Origin of the sequence: Bacteroides sp. 1_1_14 (assembly GCF_000162515.1) — a bacterium.
GTDB classification, from domain to species: Bacteria; Bacteroidota; Bacteroidia; order Bacteroidales; family Bacteroidaceae; genus Bacteroides; species Bacteroides thetaiotaomicron.
Map to the genome: position 1 here is coordinate 46,857 of NZ_GG774704.1, position 19,867 is coordinate 66,723.

Annotated in this window: 13 protein-coding genes, 2 tRNA genes and 1 pseudogene; 14 read left to right on the forward strand and 2 right to left on the reverse strand. The window is 44.6% G+C overall.

Annotation, left to right across the window (positions count from 1 at the left end; translation table 11 throughout):
• The first annotated feature begins 376 nt into the window (after positions 1–376).
• On the forward strand, positions 377–3,598 hold the full coding sequence (gene carB, locus HMPREF9007_RS17495) for a carbamoyl-phosphate synthase (glutamine-hydrolyzing) large subunit (protein ID WP_008760792.1): 3,222 nt from the start codon (positions 377–379) through the stop codon (positions 3,596–3,598).
• Positions 3,599–4,432: 834 nt separating this feature from the next.
• On the opposite strand, the gene HMPREF9007_RS17490 is transcribed toward carB, so the two are convergent.
• On the reverse strand, positions 4,433–6,418 hold the full coding sequence (locus HMPREF9007_RS17490) for a family 20 glycosylhydrolase (RefSeq protein WP_008760793.1): 1,986 nt from the start codon (positions 6,416–6,418) through the stop codon (positions 4,433–4,435).
• Positions 6,419–6,564: 146 nt separating this feature from the next.
• Here HMPREF9007_RS17490 and yaaA point away from each other — a divergent pair, with 146 nt between their 5' ends.
• The 12 genes and pseudogenes from yaaA (at position 6,565) to tsf (ending at position 16,659) form a co-directional block, all read left to right on the forward strand.
• The gene (gene yaaA / locus HMPREF9007_RS17485; RefSeq protein WP_008760794.1) at positions 6,565–7,338 is read left to right on the forward strand and encodes a peroxide stress protein YaaA; all 774 of its coding nucleotides are present in this window, start codon (positions 6,565–6,567) and stop codon (positions 7,336–7,338) included.
• Positions 7,339–7,343: 5 nt separating this feature from the next.
• Positions 7,344–7,895 (forward strand): sugar O-acetyltransferase, encoded by a 552-nt coding sequence (locus HMPREF9007_RS17480; RefSeq protein ID WP_008760795.1) that lies wholly within the window; start codon positions 7,344–7,346, stop codon positions 7,893–7,895.
• 236 nt (positions 7,896–8,131) lie between these two features.
• Positions 8,132–8,206, forward strand: a tRNA-Val gene (locus HMPREF9007_RS17475).
• Between the two features lie 32 nt (positions 8,207–8,238).
• Positions 8,239–8,313: transfer RNA gene (locus HMPREF9007_RS17470), tRNA-Val, on the forward strand.
• 140 nt (positions 8,314–8,453) lie between these two features.
• On the forward strand, positions 8,454–9,800 hold the full coding sequence (purB, locus tag HMPREF9007_RS17465; RefSeq protein ID WP_008760796.1) for an adenylosuccinate lyase: 1,347 nt from the start codon (positions 8,454–8,456) through the stop codon (positions 9,798–9,800).
• 74 nt (positions 9,801–9,874) lie between these two features.
• The gene (locus tag HMPREF9007_RS17460) at positions 9,875–11,365 is read left to right on the forward strand and encodes a pseudouridine synthase (RefSeq protein ID WP_008760797.1); all 1,491 of its coding nucleotides are present in this window, start codon (positions 9,875–9,877) and stop codon (positions 11,363–11,365) included.
• Between the two features lie 27 nt (positions 11,366–11,392).
• Positions 11,393–12,796 (forward strand): asparagine--tRNA ligase, encoded by a 1,404-nt coding sequence (gene asnS, locus HMPREF9007_RS17455; RefSeq protein WP_008760798.1) that lies wholly within the window; start codon positions 11,393–11,395, stop codon positions 12,794–12,796.
• Positions 12,797–12,935: 139 nt separating this feature from the next.
• On the forward strand, positions 12,936–13,427 hold the full coding sequence (locus tag HMPREF9007_RS17450) for a DUF4488 domain-containing protein (RefSeq protein ID WP_008760799.1): 492 nt from the start codon (positions 12,936–12,938) through the stop codon (positions 13,425–13,427).
• 305 nt (positions 13,428–13,732) lie between these two features.
• Entirely contained in the window at positions 13,733–14,194 is a 462-nt protein-coding gene (gene rplM / locus HMPREF9007_RS17445; protein ID WP_008760800.1) for a 50S ribosomal protein L13, read from the forward strand.
• A 6-nt stretch (positions 14,195–14,200) separates the two neighbouring features.
• Positions 14,201–14,587, forward strand: a complete 387-nt coding sequence (rpsI, locus tag HMPREF9007_RS17440; protein ID WP_008760801.1) for a 30S ribosomal protein S9 — start codon at positions 14,201–14,203, stop codon at positions 14,585–14,587.
• A gap of 119 nt (positions 14,588–14,706) precedes the next feature.
• The gene (rpsB, locus tag HMPREF9007_RS17435) at positions 14,707–15,543 is read left to right on the forward strand and encodes a 30S ribosomal protein S2 (protein ID WP_008760802.1); all 837 of its coding nucleotides are present in this window, start codon (positions 14,707–14,709) and stop codon (positions 15,541–15,543) included.
• 124 nt (positions 15,544–15,667) lie between these two features.
• Positions 15,668–16,659: pseudogene (gene tsf, locus HMPREF9007_RS17430) on the forward strand (translation elongation factor Ts).
• A gap of 58 nt (positions 16,660–16,717) precedes the next feature.
• Here the strand turns inward: tsf and HMPREF9007_RS17425 are convergent.
• Entirely contained in the window at positions 16,718–17,068 is a 351-nt protein-coding gene (locus HMPREF9007_RS17425) for a translation initiation factor (RefSeq protein ID WP_022470914.1), read from the reverse strand.
• A gap of 111 nt (positions 17,069–17,179) precedes the next feature.
• Between HMPREF9007_RS17425 and HMPREF9007_RS17420 the strand changes: the two genes are divergently transcribed.
• The gene (locus HMPREF9007_RS17420) at positions 17,180–19,780 is read left to right on the forward strand and encodes a DUF5686 and carboxypeptidase regulatory-like domain-containing protein (RefSeq protein WP_008760804.1); all 2,601 of its coding nucleotides are present in this window, start codon (positions 17,180–17,182) and stop codon (positions 19,778–19,780) included.
• Positions 19,781–19,867: the final 87 nt, after the last annotated feature.

The following is a 19,867-nucleotide window of genomic DNA, read 5'->3' on the forward strand; positions in this document are numbered from 1 at the left end:
GATGCGTCAAAATGGAGCTACTTCGTTACTAATGCTTACTATTGCTGGCTTTTGGTATCAGATGGCAGGGGGACGGCGCCTGTTTTCACAGTAACAAAGCAAATAAAAGAGAATATTCTTCTTCAAATTCTTTGTAGTTTTAGAAATATGTCGTTACTTTGCACAAATTTTGAAATCGACAATGAATCAACAAGAAATAAGAAGTAAGTATTATCTACATTCGGATGTTTTCCACCCGGAATCAACAACCTTCTTCTTTTTTCTCCAAAAAACGATATTTTAGTTCTTTGGTAATGCGTTAATCCTTTTACGAGGGTAACGCATTTTTTTTATTGGCAAAACTTAGAAATAACAACTTACTATAACAACAAAAGAAATGGAAAAGGAAATCAAGAAAGTTCTCGTTTTGGGTTCTGGAGCACTCAAAATCGGACAAGCCGGAGAATTTGACTACTCAGGCTCACAAGCACTGAAAGCTTTGAAAGAAGAAGGTATCAGCTCAGTATTGGTAAACCCGAACATCGCAACCATTCAGACTTCTGAAGGAATTGCCGATAAAGTGTATTTCCTTCCCGTAACTACTTATTTCGTAGAAGAGATTATCAAGAAAGAACGTCCCGATGGCATCCTGCTGGCATTTGGCGGACAGACTGCATTGAACTGCGGCGCCGAATTGTACACACAAGGTATTCTTGATAAATATGGAGTGAAAGTACTCGGTACATCGGTAGAAGCTATCATGTACACGGAAGACCGTGACCTGTTCGTGAAGAAACTGGATGAAATCAATATGAAGACTCCGGTAAGTCAGGCGGTAGAAAGCATGGAGGATGCCATTGCTGCTGCCCGCAAGATCGGTTATCCGGTGATGGTACGTTCGGCTTACGCGTTGGGAGGTCTGGGTAGCGGTATCTGCGCTAACGAAGAAGAATTCCTGAAACTGGCCGAAAGCTCTTTCGCCTTCTCCAAGCAGATCCTGGTAGAAGAATCTCTGAAAGGCTGGAAAGAAATCGAGTTCGAAGTGATCCGCGACGCGAACGACCACTGCTTCACTGTAGCCAGCATGGAAAACTTCGACCCGCTGGGTATCCACACCGGTGAATCTATCGTAGTAGCTCCGACCTGCTCATTGGACGACAAAGAACTGAAACTGTTGCAGGAACTGTCTACGAAATGTATCCGTCACCTCGGCATCGTAGGTGAATGTAACATCCAGTATGCGTTCAACTCAGATACGGACGACTACCGTGTGATCGAAGTAAATGCTCGTCTGAGCCGTTCTTCCGCGCTGGCATCCAAGGCTACCGGTTATCCGCTGGCATTCGTTGCCGCCAAGATCGCATTGGGTTACTCACTCGACCAGATCGGTGAAATGGGCACTCCGAACTCTGCATATCTTGCTCCGCAACTGGACTACTATATCTGTAAAATCCCTCGTTGGGACTTGACGAAATTCGCCGGTGTATCCCGCGAAATCGGTTCAAGCATGAAGTCGGTAGGTGAAATCATGTCTATCGGCCGCTCTTTCGAAGAAATCATCCAGAAAGGTCTTCGTATGATCGGACAAGGCATGCACGGTTTTGTCGGTAATGATGATGTACACTTCGACGACCTCGACAAAGAACTTTCACGTCCGACAGACTTGCGTATCTTCTCCATCGCACAAGCTATGGAAGAAGGATATTCCATCGACCGCATCCACGAACTGACTAAGATCGATCCTTGGTTCCTCGGCAAGCTGAAGAACATTGTTGACTACAAGGCAAAACTGTCTACATATAATAAGGTGGAAGATATTCCGGCTGACGTGATGCGCGAAGCTAAAATCCTTGGTTTCTCTGACTTCCAGATTGCCCGCTTCGTACTGAACCCGACCGGCAACATGGAAAAGGAAAATCTGGCAGTACGCGCTCACCGTAAAGCCCTGGGCATCCTTCCGGCAGTAAAACGTATCAATACTGTTGCTTCCGAACATCCGGAACTGACTAACTACCTGTATATGACTTATGCAGTAGAAGGTTACGATGTAAACTATTATAAGAATGAGAAATCAGTAGTCGTACTGGGTTCGGGCGCTTACCGTATCGGTAGCTCGGTTGAATTTGACTGGTGCTCGGTGAACGCAGTTCAGACTGCCCGCAAACTGGGTTACAAGTCTATCATGATCAACTACAACCCCGAAACGGTTTCTACTGACTACGATATGTGCGACCGTCTGTACTTCGACGAACTCTCTTTCGAACGTGTACTCGACGTGATCGACCTTGAACAACCGCGCGGTGTGATCGTATCCGTAGGCGGACAGATTCCGAACAATCTGGCTATGAAGTTGTATCGCCAGTCAGTTCCTGTACTGGGTACTTCTCCGGTTTCCATCGACCGTGCCGAAAACCGTAACAAGTTCTCGGCAATGCTCGACCAGCTTGGCATCGACCAGCCGGCTTGGATGGAACTGACCAGCCTTGAAGAAGTGAAGGGGTTTGTAGAAAAAGTAGGTTATCCGGTATTGGTTCGTCCTTCTTACGTACTCTCGGGTGCGGCTATGAATGTTTGCTACGATGACGAAGAACTGGAAAACTTCCTGAAGATGGCTGCCGAAGTATCTAAAGAATATCCGGTAGTTGTTTCTCAGTTCCTCGAAAATACAAAGGAAATTGAGTTCGACGCGGTAGCTCAGAACGGTGAAGTGGTTGAATACGCTATTTCCGAGCACGTAGAATTTGCCGGTGTACACTCCGGTGACGCTACACTGGTATTCCCAGCACAGAAGATTTACTTTGCAACTGCCCGCCGCATCAAGAAGATCAGCCGTCAGATTGCTAAAGAACTGAATATCTCCGGTCCGTTCAACATCCAGTTCCTTGCCCGCAACAACGAGGTGAAGGTAATTGAATGTAACCTGCGTGCTTCCCGTAGCTTCCCGTTCGTATCTAAGGTGCTGAAACGCAACTTTATCGAAACAGCTACCCGCATCATGCTGGATGCTCCGTACAGCCAGCCGGACAAGACTGCGTTCGACATCGACTGGATCGGTGTGAAAGCTTCTCAGTTCTCTTTCTCCCGTCTTCACAAGGCTGACCCTGTTTTGGGTGTGGATATGTCTTCTACCGGTGAAGTAGGTTGTATCGGCGACGATTTCTCTGAAGCATTGCTGAATGCAATGATCGCTACAGGATTCAAGATTCCGGAAAAGGCGGTGATGTTCTCTTCCGGCGCTATGAAGTCTAAAGTAGATTTGCTGGATGCGAGCCGTATGTTGTTTGCCAAGGGATATCAGATTTATGCTACTGCCGGAACAGCTGCATTCCTGAACGCTCACGGTGTAGAAACGACTCCGGTTTACTGGCCGGATGAAAAACCGGGTGCTGAAAACAACGTGATGAAGATGATCGCTGACCATAAGTTCGACTTGATCGTCAACATTCCGAAGAACCACAGCAAACGTGAGTTGACGAATGGTTACCGTATCCGTCGTGGTGCTATCGACCATAACATTCCGTTGATCACCAATGCCCGTCTGGCAAGTGCTTTCATCGAAGCATTCTGTGAACTGAAACTGAGTGATATTCAGATTAAGAGCTGGCAGGAATATAAATAAACTGCTTTAGCTGTATATATATTGAGGAGACTCTCTCTTTGGCATACCAAAGAGGGAGTCTCTTCTTTTGTAGATATGACTCTTCTTTTTGTTTGTTGTCTGCGGTGTAATGAGTCGTAAGATAGTGCTAATGTTCTCTTCAGCTCCTTATATACTTGCTTTTTCCTATAAGGAAAGTAGGAATAGAGTGCCGTTCTCTTTAGCTCTTCACGGCCGTGAACAGGTCTGCTCATGTCCGTGATCAACTCTTGTCACGACTGTGAACAATGCTTGCCACGGCCGTGAACAACTAAAGAGATCGGTGTCTTAATGAAACAATAAAGGTACTATAAGAGAAAGATACCGGTAGTATACGGTATTTGTTGCATAGGATCAGGACTCGGATGAAGTAGGCTTGATGGGGAGATAGCAGTAGGTGAGATGAACAGTGAGATTGGGAGGGAAGTGACAATAAAATGTATGAATGCAGCTATTGTCACCGTATTATCACCGCTTATTATCACCGATGATATGTTTATAATCAGTTAGTTAACTTCGAAAAGTGATAAGTGACAATAAAAAAGCGTTTTATTGCTTAGGGAAGAAACGTTTGTGTAGCTTTTGGTTATACAGGTTTGAATTGATTCGTAACGGTTCAAAAATGAATGAAACAGTAGTATCTCCATTGGGGGCACCCCCATTTTAAGATACTATTACTATCATTTTGCTCAAATCCGTACGTAAATGAAATGAATGATTGTGCTTCTTCCAGAAGCGGATTACACAGATTGATACGGTTTTTGGTAGATTGTACCGCTAAAAAAATGTGAAATCTGTGTAATCCGTATCTAAATCTTATGGTTTGCTTACGCAATAATTGTATACTTTCAGATTCTGTACCTTACTATTAAAGTTTCCTGCTTTCTCCAGCGGGAAAACTAGTGTACGTACATAGTTCATTGAATCTTTTCCCGCATTAAAGTAAAGTTTCTGCGTATTCATTTCATCAACCACTTTACCGTTGACTCTCAGCGTTGTACTGCAATTGTCTCCTTCTATCTGAATTGTTGCTTTTTCTCCCGGATTCACTTTGTAGGGGAAGGTATTCAGATAGCCGTCGCGTGCAAATCCCATCATCCCCCGAATAGGGTCTGACAGATAGAATACGGCGTTAGGCGAACGGAACAATTCGGTTCCTTCACTTTCTTTTGCTCCGGTAATGTCGAAACTGACAGTGTAATTATAGCCAATTTCCGGATAATCGGAAGTGCTGCCGGGAGCGACTGTGGAACGTTCGTATACCAATTCCGGCTTTTTGCCGATTCTTGCCAGTTGGTTGACTCCGGGCGCTTCGCTGAGGAGGGCACGTTTTTCATTGAATGTTTCATAAGGAATGCCTGTTTGAGCGCCTGTCCACATCTTTACAGAGAGTGTTTGCAGGGGCGAGAATATACGGTGATGGATGTCTTTCACCGAGATACCGTTGCCGACATGGTCGTTCCAGATGGCAAACATACCGCCAAGAATGGAAGGATGTTTTTCGTCGAATACAGCTTTGCCGATATGGGCGGGTGTCCACTCCTTATATAAGTATGGTTCGTTGAGGTAATCATAGTAGTAGCCGGCTTTCGGAACGATATATACCAGTCCGTCCGGAATACTGATCAGTTGATATCCGTCTTTGATCATAGTTGCCGGATCGGCGTATCCGTTGTACCAAGCATTCATGACGACATTTTCTGATTTGACGGGCGTATCGCCTTTGGCATGGCTGAGCGCACCCCATACGACTGCTTGCTTGCCGAAACCTTCCACAAAACGGATGTAATGGTCGGTGAAAGCACGGAATTTTTCTACCACGTCTTTCTTCGCGTTCGAGTATTCGTCTGTACCGATATGTACACGCTTGCCTACGAATACCGGATTGTCGCCCTCCAGATATTCTTTGAACAGAGCATCTACGAATTCGTAAGTTTCCGGCTTGAACAAGTCGAGATGATCCATGCCGTACTCCTTGCTTCCGATTTCCGGTTTGTAATGGGTGAGCGCCAGTGAGTGGGCGGGAACGTCAATTTCCGGAATGATTTCCACGAAGTTGGATGCCGCTTGTTTCTGGAAGTCGATGAATTCTTTCTTGGAGTACGAGCCGTCACGGGCTGTCAATCCCGGATAAGTCTCCGATTCCAGCCGGAAAGCAGCGTAAGTCTTGTCCCAGTTGTGCTCGAAGTATTGCTTGAATCCATTATCGTTCAGATGGACTTGCAGGGTGTTCATTTTGTAGTAAGCCATGATTTTCACCAAGTCCTGCAGATAAGCCATCGGAATGAACTTACGGCCACAGTCTATCATGAAACCGCGAAGCGGATAATCGGGATAATCACGAATCGTTCCTTGCGGGAGTGAGCGTTCCTGATTTTGTTCCGCCAGTTGCAGGAGTGTGCGTGTGCTCCAGTAAAGACCGGTCGGGGTGGGAGCGGAGATGGCTACACGGTCGGTTATCTTGATGGCGTAACCTTCCTCACCGAGCTTCTTGTCTGCCGACAAGGATAGGACGAAATCGCCGGACGTGGCTTTGCCTTGCGCTACGCTTAATGTCTGCCCGAACATCTGTTGATAATCGTCGGCAAACATCCGGGCTATTCTCAGTAATTCGGGATTTTGGGAAGTGCAGACGATTCGGGTGTCTTTTCCCGGGGTGAAGTTACCGTCTTTTCCCGTCCATTGTTTGAGTTCGGGGACAACAAACGGTTTCGGGTTGACAGCGGCACGGGTTAAGCTACCCGTCAGACAAAAGATGACCAATAAGGCCAGAGCTTGCAAAGATACAAACTTGTTTCTCATAAGGGGGATTTTTGTGTTTTTGTTAATTAATAAATGATTATAGTTAATTATTGGCTGAAAGTAGGCATAATTTGGATATCTGTCAACAAGTGAAGCTATTTATTTTTTATTTTTGTGTTTTTCAAAATGATTAAACCCGATTCAGAATGTTAGTACTTCTATCTTGTGCCAAGACGATGAGTGCGGTGTCGAAGGTGAAAGTTCCTTTGACCACGAGTCCCCGTTTTCAGAAGGAAGCAGCGGAAATAGCGTTGCAGATGTCCCAGTTTTCTGTAGACGAATTAGAACGTCTGCTGCGTGTAAACGCAAAGATTGCTGTGGAGAATTATAAACGTTATCAGGCTTTTCATGCGGAAGCCACTCCGGAATTGCCTGCCTTGCTGGCATATACCGGCATTGTATTCAAACGGCTGAATCCGAAGGACTTCTCTGCAGAAGATTTCGGGTATGCGCAGGAACATTTGCGGCTGACTTCTTTCTGTTACGGTCTGTTGCGTCCTTTGGACGTGATTCGTGCTTATCGGCTGGAAGGAGATGTCGTATTGCCGGAATTGGGGAATCAGACCTTGTTTTCTTATTGGCGGTCGCGTCTGACGGATACGTTCATAGAGGACATCCGATCGGCAGGAGGAATCTTGTGTAATCTTGCCAGTGACGAGATGAAAAGCCTGTTTGACTGGAAGCGGGTGGAGAGCGAAGTCCGTGTGGTCACTCCCGAATTTCATGTCTGGAAGAATGGAAAGCTGGCTACGATAGTGGTGTATACCAAGATGTCCCGTGGCGAGATGACACGTTTCATATTGAAAAATAAGATCGGAAATCCGGAGGAACTGAAAGGATTCTCGTGGGAAGGGTTCGAGTTTGACGAATCGCTTTCGGATGAAAGGAAATTGGCATTTATTAATGGGATGGGAGAATAAGGAATATGACAGAAGTAGAGAAGATGCGTAGCAGCCAGTTGGCTGATATGTCCGCGCCGGAGTTGCAGGTGCGTTTTGAGCATGCCAAGAAGTTGCTGGCGATCATGCGCGGGTTGAGCACGTACGATGACGGGTACAGAGAATTGTTGGAAGAACTGGTGCCGGGTATTCCTGAAACTTCGGTGATCTGTCCTCCTTTCCATTGCGATCACGGAGACGGGATAAAGTTGGGCGAATACGTGTTTGTCAATGCCAACTGTACTTTTCTGGACGGAGGGTATATCACAATCGGTGCCCATACGCTAGTCGGCCCTTGCGTACAGATTTATACACCGCATCATCCGATGAATTATCTGGAGCGTCGCGGTTCGAAAGAGTATGCTTATCCGGTTACGATCGGCGAGGATTGCTGGATTGGCGGCGGTGCTGTCATTTGTCCCGGTGTGACGATTGGCAACCGTTGTGTGATAGGAGCGGGAAGCGTCGTGACGAAAGATATTCCCGACGACAGTGTTGCAGTCGGGAATCCGGCGCGCCTTATCCGTAAGCAGGCTTGACCGGGAATCTTATTTCCCGGATTTGAGTGTTCCCGCATTGTTGGCTTTATCTTGTTCTGTTTAGTGGACAGGCTTGGAGAAGGGAAAGTTGCATGAAAAAAAACTTTTTTCATTATTTGCTGATAATCAGTTGGTTTTTATTTTTGATAAAAAGTTTCTTGAAAAATAATATGCAAAATGTTTGGAGGTTTCAAAAAAAGCCGTACCTTTGCATCGCTTTTGAAACGGAAGTGTACGGGCGCTTAGCTCAGCTGGTTCAGAGCATCTGGTTTACACCCAGAGGGTCGGGGGTTCGAATCCCTCAGCGCCCACAAAGAATACCGAAGCACTTCCGTCAACAAAAGGGCGCTTAGCTCAGCTGGTTCAGAGCATCTGGTTTACACCCAGAGGGTCGGGGGTTCGAATCCCTCAGCGCCCACGAAATAGAAGTCTTACGAAGAAATTCGTGAGACTTTTTTTTATTTCTTACCGCTTTTATACAAACTTTCTTTATCCTTTTGCCTTATAACTCAGGAAAAAGAGTTAATTTTGCAGTCTGATAATTATCTAAGAAAACGTATGGAACTTGATGTATTAACGGCCATATCTCCGATTGATGGTCGATATAGAGGCAAAACTAAAGCTTTGGCAGCTTATTTCTCTGAATTTGCACTGATTAAATACCGTGTACAGGTAGAGGTGGAATACTTTATCACCTTGTGCGAACTTCCTTTGCCGCAGTTGAAAGGAATCGATAGCAGCGTGTTTGAAACTTTACGGAATATCTACCGTAACTTCTCGGAAGCAGATGCGCAACGCATTAAAGATATCGAAAGTGTAACTAACCATGATGTAAAAGCCGTAGAATATTTCCTGAAAGAAGAATTCGATAAGCTGGGTGGAATGGATGACTATAAAGAATTCATTCACTTCGGATTGACTTCTCAAGACATTAATAATACGTCTGTGCCTCTTTCTATCAAGGAAGCTTTGGATAAAGTCTATTATCCGCTGATCGAAGAACTGATTGCACAACTGAAAACGTATGCAACAGAATGGGCTGAAATCCCGATGCTTGCCAAAACTCATGGGCAACCGGCTTCTCCGACTCGTCTGGGTAAGGAAGTGATGGTATTCGTTTACCGCCTGGAACGTCAGCTGGCTATGCTGAAAGCATGTCCGATCACTGCAAAATTCGGTGGCGCTACCGGAAATTACAATGCTCATCATGTAGCATATCCTCAATATGACTGGAAACAATTCGGTAATCGGTTTGTTGCAGAGAAACTGGGACTGGAACGCGAAGAATATACCACTCAGATTTCGAACTACGATAACTTGTCTGCTGTCTTTGACGCGATGAAACGTATCAACACCATAATGGTGGATATGAACCGTGACTTCTGGCAATATATTTCTATGGAATACTTCAAGCAGAAGATCAAAGCCGGTGAGGTAGGATCAAGCGCGATGCCGCATAAAGTGAATCCGATCGACTTTGAAAATGCGGAAGGTAATTTGGGTATCGCAACTTCTATTCTGGAACACCTGGCTGTGAAACTGCCTGTTTCCCGTTTGCAGCGTGACCTGACAGACTCTACGGTGCTCCGTAATGTAGGCGTGCCTTTCGGTCATATCGTGATTGCTATTCAGAGTTCACTGAAAGGACTTCGCAAACTGTTGCTGAACGAACCGGCTATTTACCGTGATCTGGACAACTGCTGGAGCGTAGTGGCTGAGGCAATCCAGACGATTTTACGCCGCGAGGCTTACCCGCATCCGTATGAAGCATTGAAAGCTTTGACCCGGACCAACCAGGCTATTACAGAAAGTTCTATTAAAGAGTTTATCGAAGGCTTGAACGTAAGCGAAGATATTAAAAAAGAGTTAAGAGCAATTACTCCGCATACATATACGGGACTTTAATTGTTTACTTATACAATAAACGTGTTTTTTAAATAGGCCGTGAGGCCAAAGTCTAATTTTATTCGAATAAAAAAATGAGCACAGAAAACGAAGAATGGCGCGAAAATTCTTACAATGAGGAGAATACAGGTGCCGGCCGTGATGGTAACAAGTCTTACAACAGAGAAGGTGGAGAACGTCCGTATCGTCCTTCTTACAACCGTGAAGGTGGGGATCGTCCGTATCGCCCGCGATTTAATCCGAATAGTGAAGGTGGAGAGCGCCCACAGCGTTCTTATGGTGAACGTTCTTATGATCGCCCCCAACGTCCTTCTTACAATCGTGAAGGTGGAGACCGTCCGTATCGTCCTCGCTTCAATAGCAACAATGAAGGAGGCGAACGTCCGCAACGTCCTTACAACCGCGAAGGTGGTGAACAACGTTCTTATGATCGTCCTCAACGCCCTTCTTACAACCGTGAAGGTGGAGACCGTCCGTATCGTCCGAGATTCAATCCGAACGGCGAAGGTGGCGATCGTCCGCAGCGTCCTTACAATCGTGAAGGTGGCGAGCAACGCTCTTATGGCGACCGTCCGTACCGTCCCCGTTTTAACAGTGGCGAAGGTGGCGACCGTCCTCAGCGTCCTTATAACCGCGAAGGTGGTGATCGTCCATATCGTCCCCGCTTCAACAGTGGTGAAGGTGGTGGCTACCGTAATAACAACGGTGGTGGCTATCGTCCGAGATTTAACAATGACCGTTCGCAGGGTGGCTATCGTCCGCGTCCGCGTACCAGTGATTACGATCCGAATGCTAAGTATAGCATCAAGAAGCAGATTGAGTACAAGGAACAGTTTGTTGATCCGAACGAACCGATTCGTCTGAATAAGTTCTTGGCTAATGCCGGTGTTTGCTCACGTCGCGAAGCTGATGAGTTTATCACAGCAGGTGTGGTTTCTGTAAACGGTGAAGTAGTAACTGAATTGGGTACAAAGATCAAACGCTCGGATGTGGTGAAGTTCCACGATGAACCGGTTAGCATCGAACGTAAGGTATACGTACTGTTGAATAAGCCGAAAGATACGGTTACTACATCGGATGATCCGCAGGAACGCCGCACGGTAATGGATCTGGTAAAAGGCGCTTGCAACGAACGCATTTATCCGGTAGGGCGTCTTGACCGCAACACGACTGGTGTACTTCTGTTGACAAATGACGGTGACCTGGCTTCCAAGCTGACACACCCGAAATTCTTGAAAAAGAAAATATATCATGTTCATCTGGACAAGAACCTGACAAAAGCAGATATGGATCAGATTGCAGCCGGCGTACAGTTGGAAGACGGTGAAATCCATGCAGATGCTATCAGCTACACAGATGATTTCAAGAAAGACCAGGTAGGTATCGAGATTCACTCCGGCAAGAACCGTATCGTTCGCCGTATTTTCGAATCACTGGGATATAAAGTAGTAAAACTCGACCGTGTATTCTTTGCCGGACTGACCAAAAAAGGTCTGCGCCGCGGAGACTGGCGTTACCTGTCGGAAGCAGAAGTAAACTACCTCCGCATGGGGTCGTTTGAGTAATATATAATATTGTATTAAAAAAGTTTTATGGAAAAGATTGGTAGAACAAAAATTGTTGATCTGTTGAAGCGCGAAGATATTGGCGCTATGGTCAATGTGAAAGGATGGGTTCGCACCCGCAGAGGTAGCAAACAAGTTAACTTTATCGCACTGAATGACGGTTCTACAATAAATAATGTGCAGATCGTAGTAGATCTGGCTAATTTCGATGAAGAGATGCTGAAACTGATTACTACCGGGGCTTGTATTAGCGTGAACGGAGTAATGGTGGAATCTGTGGGTTCCGGTCAGAAGGTGGAAGTGCAGGCTAAAGAAATCGAAGTGCTGGGTACTTGCGACAATACATATCCATTGCAGAAAAAAGGTCACTCCATGGAATTCTTGCGCGAGATCGCTCACTTGCGTCCGCGTACCAATACCTTTGGTGCAGTGTTCCGCATTCGTCACAACATGGCGATTGCTATTCACAAGTTTTTCCATGAAAAGGGATTTTTCTATTTCCATACACCGATTATTACAGGTTCCGACTGTGAAGGTGCCGGACAGATGTTTCAGGTAACTACCATGAATCTGTATGACTTGAAGAAAGACGAAAGAGGTTCTATCTCTTATGATGACGACTTCTTCGGCAAGCAGGCAAGTTTGACAGTATCCGGTCAGTTGGAAGGTGAATTGGCTGCCACTGCTTTGGGCGCTATCTACACATTCGGTCCTACTTTCCGTGCCGAAAACTCCAATACTCCCCGCCATTTGGCAGAGTTCTGGATGATTGAGCCGGAAGTTGCGTTCAACGACATTGCCGATAATATGGACCTGGCAGAAGAGTTTATCAAATATTGTGTGAAATGGGCGTTGGATAACTGTGCGGATGATGTGAAGTTCCTGAACGATATGTTCGATAAGGGCTTGATTGAACGTCTGCAAGGTGTATTGAAGGATGATTTCGTTCGTTTGCCTTATACGGATGGTATCAAGATTCTGGAAGATGCCGTTGCGAAAGGTCACAAGTTCGAATTCCCTGTTTACTGGGGGGTAGACTTGGCTTCCGAGCACGAACGCTATCTGGTGGAAGAACACTTCAAACGTCCGGTGATTCTGACTGATTATCCGAAGGAAATCAAAGCCTTCTATATGAAGCAGAACGAGGATGGGAAGACAGTACGTGCAATGGACGTTCTTTTCCCGAAGATCGGTGAGATCATTGGTGGTTCTGAACGTGAAGCGGATTATAACAAGCTGATGACTCGTATTGAAGAAATGCATATCCCGATGAAGGATATGTGGTGGTATCTGGATACCCGTAAGTTCGGTACTTGCCCTCACTCCGGTTTCGGACTCGGTTTTGAACGTCTGTTGCTGTTTGTAACAGGTATGTCAAATATCCGTGACGTGATACCGTTCCCGCGTACACCGAGAAATGCTGATTTCTAATATTTCGGTATATTTATGTAAAACTCGCATAATCTTTTGATTGTGCGAGTTTTTTTGTGCATTTGATTGTTACTTTCTCAAAATAAATCTTTATATTTGGACATGCGCATTCAAGAGTGTAAACTAAAATCATATTGTCATGAAAAAGCTCTATTTCTTTACCATGCTTTCAATTATGTTGTTAGCGGTAACAGGTGCGACGGCCCAAAAGAAAACCAAATTCAAACCGGCCGATTTGAAAGGGATCTGGCAGTTGTGCCATTATGTATCAGAATCTCCCGATGTTCCGGGATCGTTGAAACCCAGTAATACATTTAAGGTATTGAGTGATGACGGCAGAATCGTGAATTTTACCATTATTCCCGGTTCGGATGCGATTATCACAGGATATGGTACGTATAAACAGTTGACTGATGATTCTTATAAAGAGAGTATCGAGAAGAATATCCACCTTCCGATGCTCGATAATCAGGATAATATTCTGGAGTTTGAAATAAAGGATAATGATTATCTGCATTTGAAATACTTCATCAAGAACGATCTGAACGGAAATGAACTGAACGCTTGGTATTATGAGACCTGGAAACGGGTGGAGATGCCGGCTAAGTTTCCGGAAGATATTGTGCGATAAATTAGATTGCAATATAGATTCTTTGTTGTTTTTTGACCTCCCCGGTGTCAATCCGGAGGAGGCCTTTTTATTTTCTGCACCTTATCTACAAATATAGTAAGTTCCCCTTGTCATTCAACCCGATAAATCCAAAAAAAAGCTAGAAATAGTTTGCCAATTCAAAGAAAAGCCGTACTTTTGCAAGCCGATTATTATCACAAAATGATAAGAGATTAATTCATAGCAAGTTAGTCCTCCTTTGTCCGGGGAGGCTGATATGTGGTGAAGAAAATTTTTAGTAGTAACATTTAAAAAACAAAATTAGAGTGGATACTTTAAGTTACAAGACCATTTCTGCAAACAAAGCGACCGTAACCAAAGAATGGGTTATCGTTGACGCTACAGACCAAACTTTAGGTCGTCTGGGAGCAAAAGTTGCAAAATTGCTGAGAGGAAAGTACAAACCAAACTTTACTCCTCACGTAGACTGCGGTGATAACGTTATTATCATCAATGCAGACAAAGTAAAACTGACTGGTAACAAATGGAATGACAGAGTATATTTGTCATATACAGGCTACCCTGGTGGTCAGAGAGAAATGACTCCTGCCCGTTTGATCACTAAACCGAACGGCGAAGAGAGATTACTGAAAAAAGTAGTGAAAGGTATGCTTCCTAAGAATATCTTGGGAGCTAAATTGCTGGGTAACCTGTATGTATACGCTGGTAGCGAACACAAACATGAAGCTCAGAGCCCGAAAATGATTGATATTAATTCATATAAATAAGATATAATGGAAGTAGTAAATGCATTAGGCAGACGTAAACGTGCAATTGCACGTGTATTCGTAAGCGAAGGTACAGGAAAGATTACTATTAACAAGAGAGACCTTGCAGAGTACTTTCCATCAACTATACTTCAGTATGTTGTAAAACAACCATTGAACAAGCTGGGTGCTGCTGAGAAGTATGACATCAAAGTAAACTTGTGTGGTGGTGGTTTCACTGGCCAGTCTCAGGCATTGCGTTTGGCAATCGCTCGCGCATTGGTTAAGATGAACGCTGAAGATAAGGCTGCACTTCGTGCTGAAGGCTTCATGACTCGTGACCCACGTTCTGTAGAGCGTAAGAAACCGGGACAGCCGAAAGCTCGTAGAAGATTCCAGTTCAGCAAGCGTTAATGTGCTGCCTGACCGAGGAATATGTTTAGTATCTAAACTACTGGGACTCTGCTCATAGACTACCCAGCGGTTGGTTTAGAAAAAACAAAAAGAAAGTAAACGATTTAAAGAAAAACAAGATGTCAAGAACAAATTTTGATACTTTATTGGAAGCCGGTTGCCACTTCGGACACCTTAAGAGAAAGTGGAACCCTGCAATGGCTCCTTATATTTTCATGGAACGCAATGGTATTCACATCATTGACCTCCACAAAACTGTTGCAAAAGTAGACGAAGCTGCTGAAGCTTTGAAACAGATTGCCAAATCAGGCAAGAAAGTTCTTTTTGTTGCTACTAAAAAACAAGCAAAGCAGGTTGTTGCTGAGAAAGCTCAATCTGTTAATATGCCTTATGTAATCGAGCGCTGGCCGGGTGGTATGTTGACCAACTTCCCGACTATCCGTAAGGCTGTGAAGAAGATGGCTACTATCGATAAATTGACTAACGATGGTACATATTCTAACCTTTCTAAGAGAGAAGTTCTTCAGATCTCTCGTCAACGTGCAAAATTGGACAAGACTTTGGGTTCTATCGCTGACCTGACTCGTCTGCCGTCTGCATTGTTCGTTATCGACGTAATGAAAGAAAATATCGCAGTTCGTGAAGCTAACCGTCTGGGTATCCCTGTATTCGGTATCGTTGATACTAACTCTGATCCTACAAACGTTGACTTCGTAATTCCTGCTAACGATGACGCTACTAAATCGGTAGAAGTTATCCTGGATGCTTGCTGTGCTGCAATGATCGAAGGTTTGGAAGAAAGAAAAGCTGAAAAGATCGATATGGAAGCTGCTGGTGAAGCTCCTGCAAACAAAGGCAAGAAGAAATCAGTAAAAGCAAGACTCGACAAGTCTGATGAAGAAGCTATCAACGCAGCGAAAGCTGCTGCCTTCATCAAGGAAGACGAAGAGGCTTAAATATATAAATGTGCCAATTTGCTAGCGTGCAGGCGTGTGGTAGTTACCTCATCCTGCATTGTATTGGCAGATTGGCACATTTTTGTTTTGAAAATTATTATTCATTTAAATAAAGGAAATTATTATGGCTGTAACTATGGCTGATATTACCAAGCTGCGCAAAATGACCGGAGCTGGTATGATGGATTGCAAGAACGCATTAACAGAAGCTGAAGGCGATTACGACAAGGCAATGGAAATTATCCGTAAGAAAGGACAAGCTGTTGCTGCTAAGCGTTCAGAACGTGATGCTTCTGAAGGTTGCGTTTTGGCTAAGACTACCGGTGACTATGCCGTTGTCATTGCTCTGAAGTGTGAAACTGACTTTGTGGCTCAGAATGCTGATTTGTGAAACTGACTCAGGATATTCTTGATCTTGCTGTGGCTAACAAATGCAAGACATTGGACGAAGTAAAAGCTTTGCCGATGGGTAACGGTACTGTACAGGATGCAGTGGTTGACCGTAGCGGTATCACAGGTGAGAAAATGGAGCTTGATGGTTACATGACTGTAGAGGGTGCAAGCACTGCTGTTTACAACCACATGAACAGAAACGGTCTTTGTACCATTGTTGCTTTTAACAAGAACGTTGACGAACAGTTGGCTAAGCAAGTAGCTATGCAGATTGCTGCCATGAATCCGATTGCTATTGATGAAGACGGTGTTTCTGAAGAAGTAAAGGAAAAGGAAATTGCTGTTGCTATCGAGAAAACAAAAGCTGAACAGGTACAGAAAGCTGTAGAAGCTGCTTTGAAGAAAGCTAATATCAACCCTGCTCATGTAGATAGCGAAGAGCACATGGAAAGTAATATGGCTAAGGGCTGGATTACAGCTGAAGATATAGCTAAGGCAAAGGAAATTATTGCTACCGTTTCTGCTGAAAAGGCTGCACATCTGCCGGAACAAATGATTCAGAACATCGCTAAGGGGCGTCTGGGTAAGTTCTTGAAGGAAGTTTGTCTGCTGAACCAGGAAGATATTATGGACGCTAAGAAGACTGTAAGAGAAGTATTGGCAGCTGCTGATCCTGAACTGAAGGTTCTTGACTTTAAGCGCTTCACTCTGAAAGCTGAATAATCTATCTCAAAAAGATAATAGAGAAGGGCGGAACTTTGATGGTTTCCGCCCTTTTTCATTATCCTCCGACTCCTTTGGTCTTTGTATATCCTTCTTTTATCAACAGGTCTATCACTTTCTGTTTGAAATCTCCCTGTACGATGATTTCCCCGTCTTTGGCCGAACCTCCGACTCCGCATTTACTTTTTAGCATTTTCCCGAGTTCTTTTTGGTCATTCTCTGTTCCAACGAATCCGGTGATGAGTGTAACTACTTTGCCGCCACGGTTTTTTCGGTCGAGAGAAACCCGAAGGTTCTGTTTATTCTTGTCCAGCGTCACTTGTTCCTGATCGTCATCCATGTCATAGTTGAAATCAGGATTTGTAGAGTAGACCACGTTCAATCTATCTTTCCAATCATTATTTTTCATATACTTCAGCTTTTATTGTGTCAAAAGTAATATTTTGTGGGGAACTTTGCAATCTTTTGTTTACTTTGGCGTCTAATAATAAAACGAAATAAGACTAATAAACAGAAAATGATGAAACGATCCATAGCGTTTGCTCTCATATGTTCTTTTACTATTTCTCTTTGGGCACAAACATTTAAAGGCAGAGTCGTTGATCTTGCAGGAAATCCGATCCCCTATGCGGCACTCTATCTGAAAGAACTTAAAACAGGCTTCACTACCGATGATAACGGCTGTTTTCAGACCTCGCTCCCGGCGGGACAATATACCTGTGAGGTTTCTTCTTTAGGTTTCGCCGGACAAACATTCTCCTTTTCCATATCTGCCGGAGATGTGGAAAAGAATATTGTGCTCTCCGAACAAATATATAGTCTGCGGGAAGTGAATGTGGTGAAAGGTGCGGAAGATCCGGCCTATTCCGTAATGCGTAAGGCGATTGCGAATGCTCCTTATTACCGGACACAGGTGAAGGGATTTAGGGCCGGAACCTATCTGAAAGGCACAGGAAAAATGAAGACTATTCCCGCAATTCTAAAGTTGTCGAAGGAAGTCAGGAAAGAGTCGAAAGAGTTTCTGGGCAAGTTGTTTGTGATGGAGGAACAGAGAGTGGTGACTTTTAAGGCACCCTCTACTTGGGAGAATCAGGTAAAGGCCTATTCCAATTCATTTCCCGAGGAGATGGAGGTCAGAATCGGTCTGACCACTATTAACTTTTACGAGCCTACTATCTTCGATAAAGTATCACCGCTAAGTGCCGGAGCATTCTCTTATTACCGTTTTAAACTGGAAGGCTGCTATAGTGAAGGCAACCATCTGATCAATAAAATAAAAGTCCTCCCCAAGCAAGACAGTCCGCGTCTGGTGTCCGGAGATTTGTATATTGTGGAAGATCTTTGGTGCGTCTCTGCGGCTGAATTTTCTATCCGTATGAGTGGCCTGAAAGCTACGGTCAAGGCAACTTGTAAAGAAGTTCAGCCTTCTGTTTTCCTGGCTACCTCCACAAGTATGTCCTGTGAAATCAAAATGATGGGATTTTCTGCAGAGGCTTCCTATCTGGCAGCAGTACATTATACGAATGTGGAAATAGCAGACCGTCAGCAAGTGATGAATGGGGCTTCTGATGCCTCACCGAAACAAAACAGGAAGCAGCAGAAGCTTGTAAAGCAGATAGAAGAACTGTCGACGAAGGAGGACTTGACTTTGAGTGAAGCCTATAAGCTATCTAAGCTGATGGAAAAGAACATTGCCGAATCCGATACTGCACGTTCTCCGCATAAATATGAACGTAAAGTGAGAAAGAGAGAAGTGAATATAAAGACCGATTCGCTGGCGGACAAAAAGGATTCGCTTTATTGGGCAGCTGTCAGAAGTGTTCCTTTGCGTCCGGAAGAAATACAGAGTTATATCCATAAAGAAGAGTTATCCCTCTCCAAAGACTCCCTTCAGGAGAATGATTCGGCTAAAACAACAGTTGGGAAAAAGATCATTCAAACATTCCTGATGGGTGAAACCTATCGTACTTCAGACAAGAAAGCATGGATTGGCTGGAAAGGCTTGCCTTCCTATGTGCCTGAGTATAATTTTGTAGATGGCTTCTGGCTGGGAGCTAAGTTTGAAACAGGGTTGAAATTATCGGAGGCCTTTACTTTGCAATTCACTCCTTCTGCTTATTATACCACTGCCCGTAAAGCGGTAGCAGGGCAAAGTGAACTCTCCTTGAGTTATGCTCCGAGGCGACGGGGATATTTGGAACTGTCCGGCGGAGTTCTTTCTGCCGATTATAATGGAGAAAGTGGAGAATCCCGTCTGATAAATACCGTTGCCTCTTCTTTCTTCGGGCGGAATGATGTGAAACTCTATGAGAAGCGTTTCCTGTCTTTCCAAAATAAGATCGAACTGGCGAATAGTTTGTTGCTTTCTACCTCGCTTTCCTGGCAGCGACGACAGATGCTGGAGAATCATATACACCGGAGCTGGTTCAAGAAAGAAGCGGAGTCGAATATTCCGGACAGCCGGGCATTCTATCCGATGCCGGAAAATGAATTATTGAAAGCTTCCTTTGCCTTGGAATATACACCGGCTCATTATTACCGGATGTACAGAGGAAAGAAAGTATATGAAGAATCCAAATGCCCTACCTTTACATTGCGTTATGACCGTGCTTTCCCGTTGAAAGGGGCTTTGCCTTCTCCGTCCTATCACTTGGCGGAGTTTTCGGCCAGGCAGAGCATAGAGTTCGGAATGTTTAATACACTAGACTGGGCTGTTAATGCCGGAACATTCTGGAATAAGAGCGGTATGCAATTCCCCGATTTCAAGCATTTTGCGACCACAGGTTTGCCGGTGACGGAACGCTCGTTTGATACAGGATTCTCTTTGCTGGATAATTATGCATACTCTACCAATACCCGTTGGGTACAAGCTAATATTTCCTGGTACACACCCTGTCTGTTGCTGAAATTTCTTCCTTTTCTGAAAAAGAAGAACCTCGATGAAGCGCTGCATCTCCGTACACTTGTGGAATACGACCGCCGTCCCTATTCGGAAATCGGTTACTCCATCGGATTCATGAAACTGGCACGGTTAGGCGTCTTCCTTGGCTTCGACAGTTTGAAATACCGCTCGGCGGGAGTTTCCGTCAGCATTCCGTTGTCAACGTTTGCGGGAGAATAGCACCTGTGTAGAAATAGTATGAATCATTCTTGCAATTCCGAAAAAAAACGTATTTTTGTCAATCTTATAACCTGAATAAATAAAAGA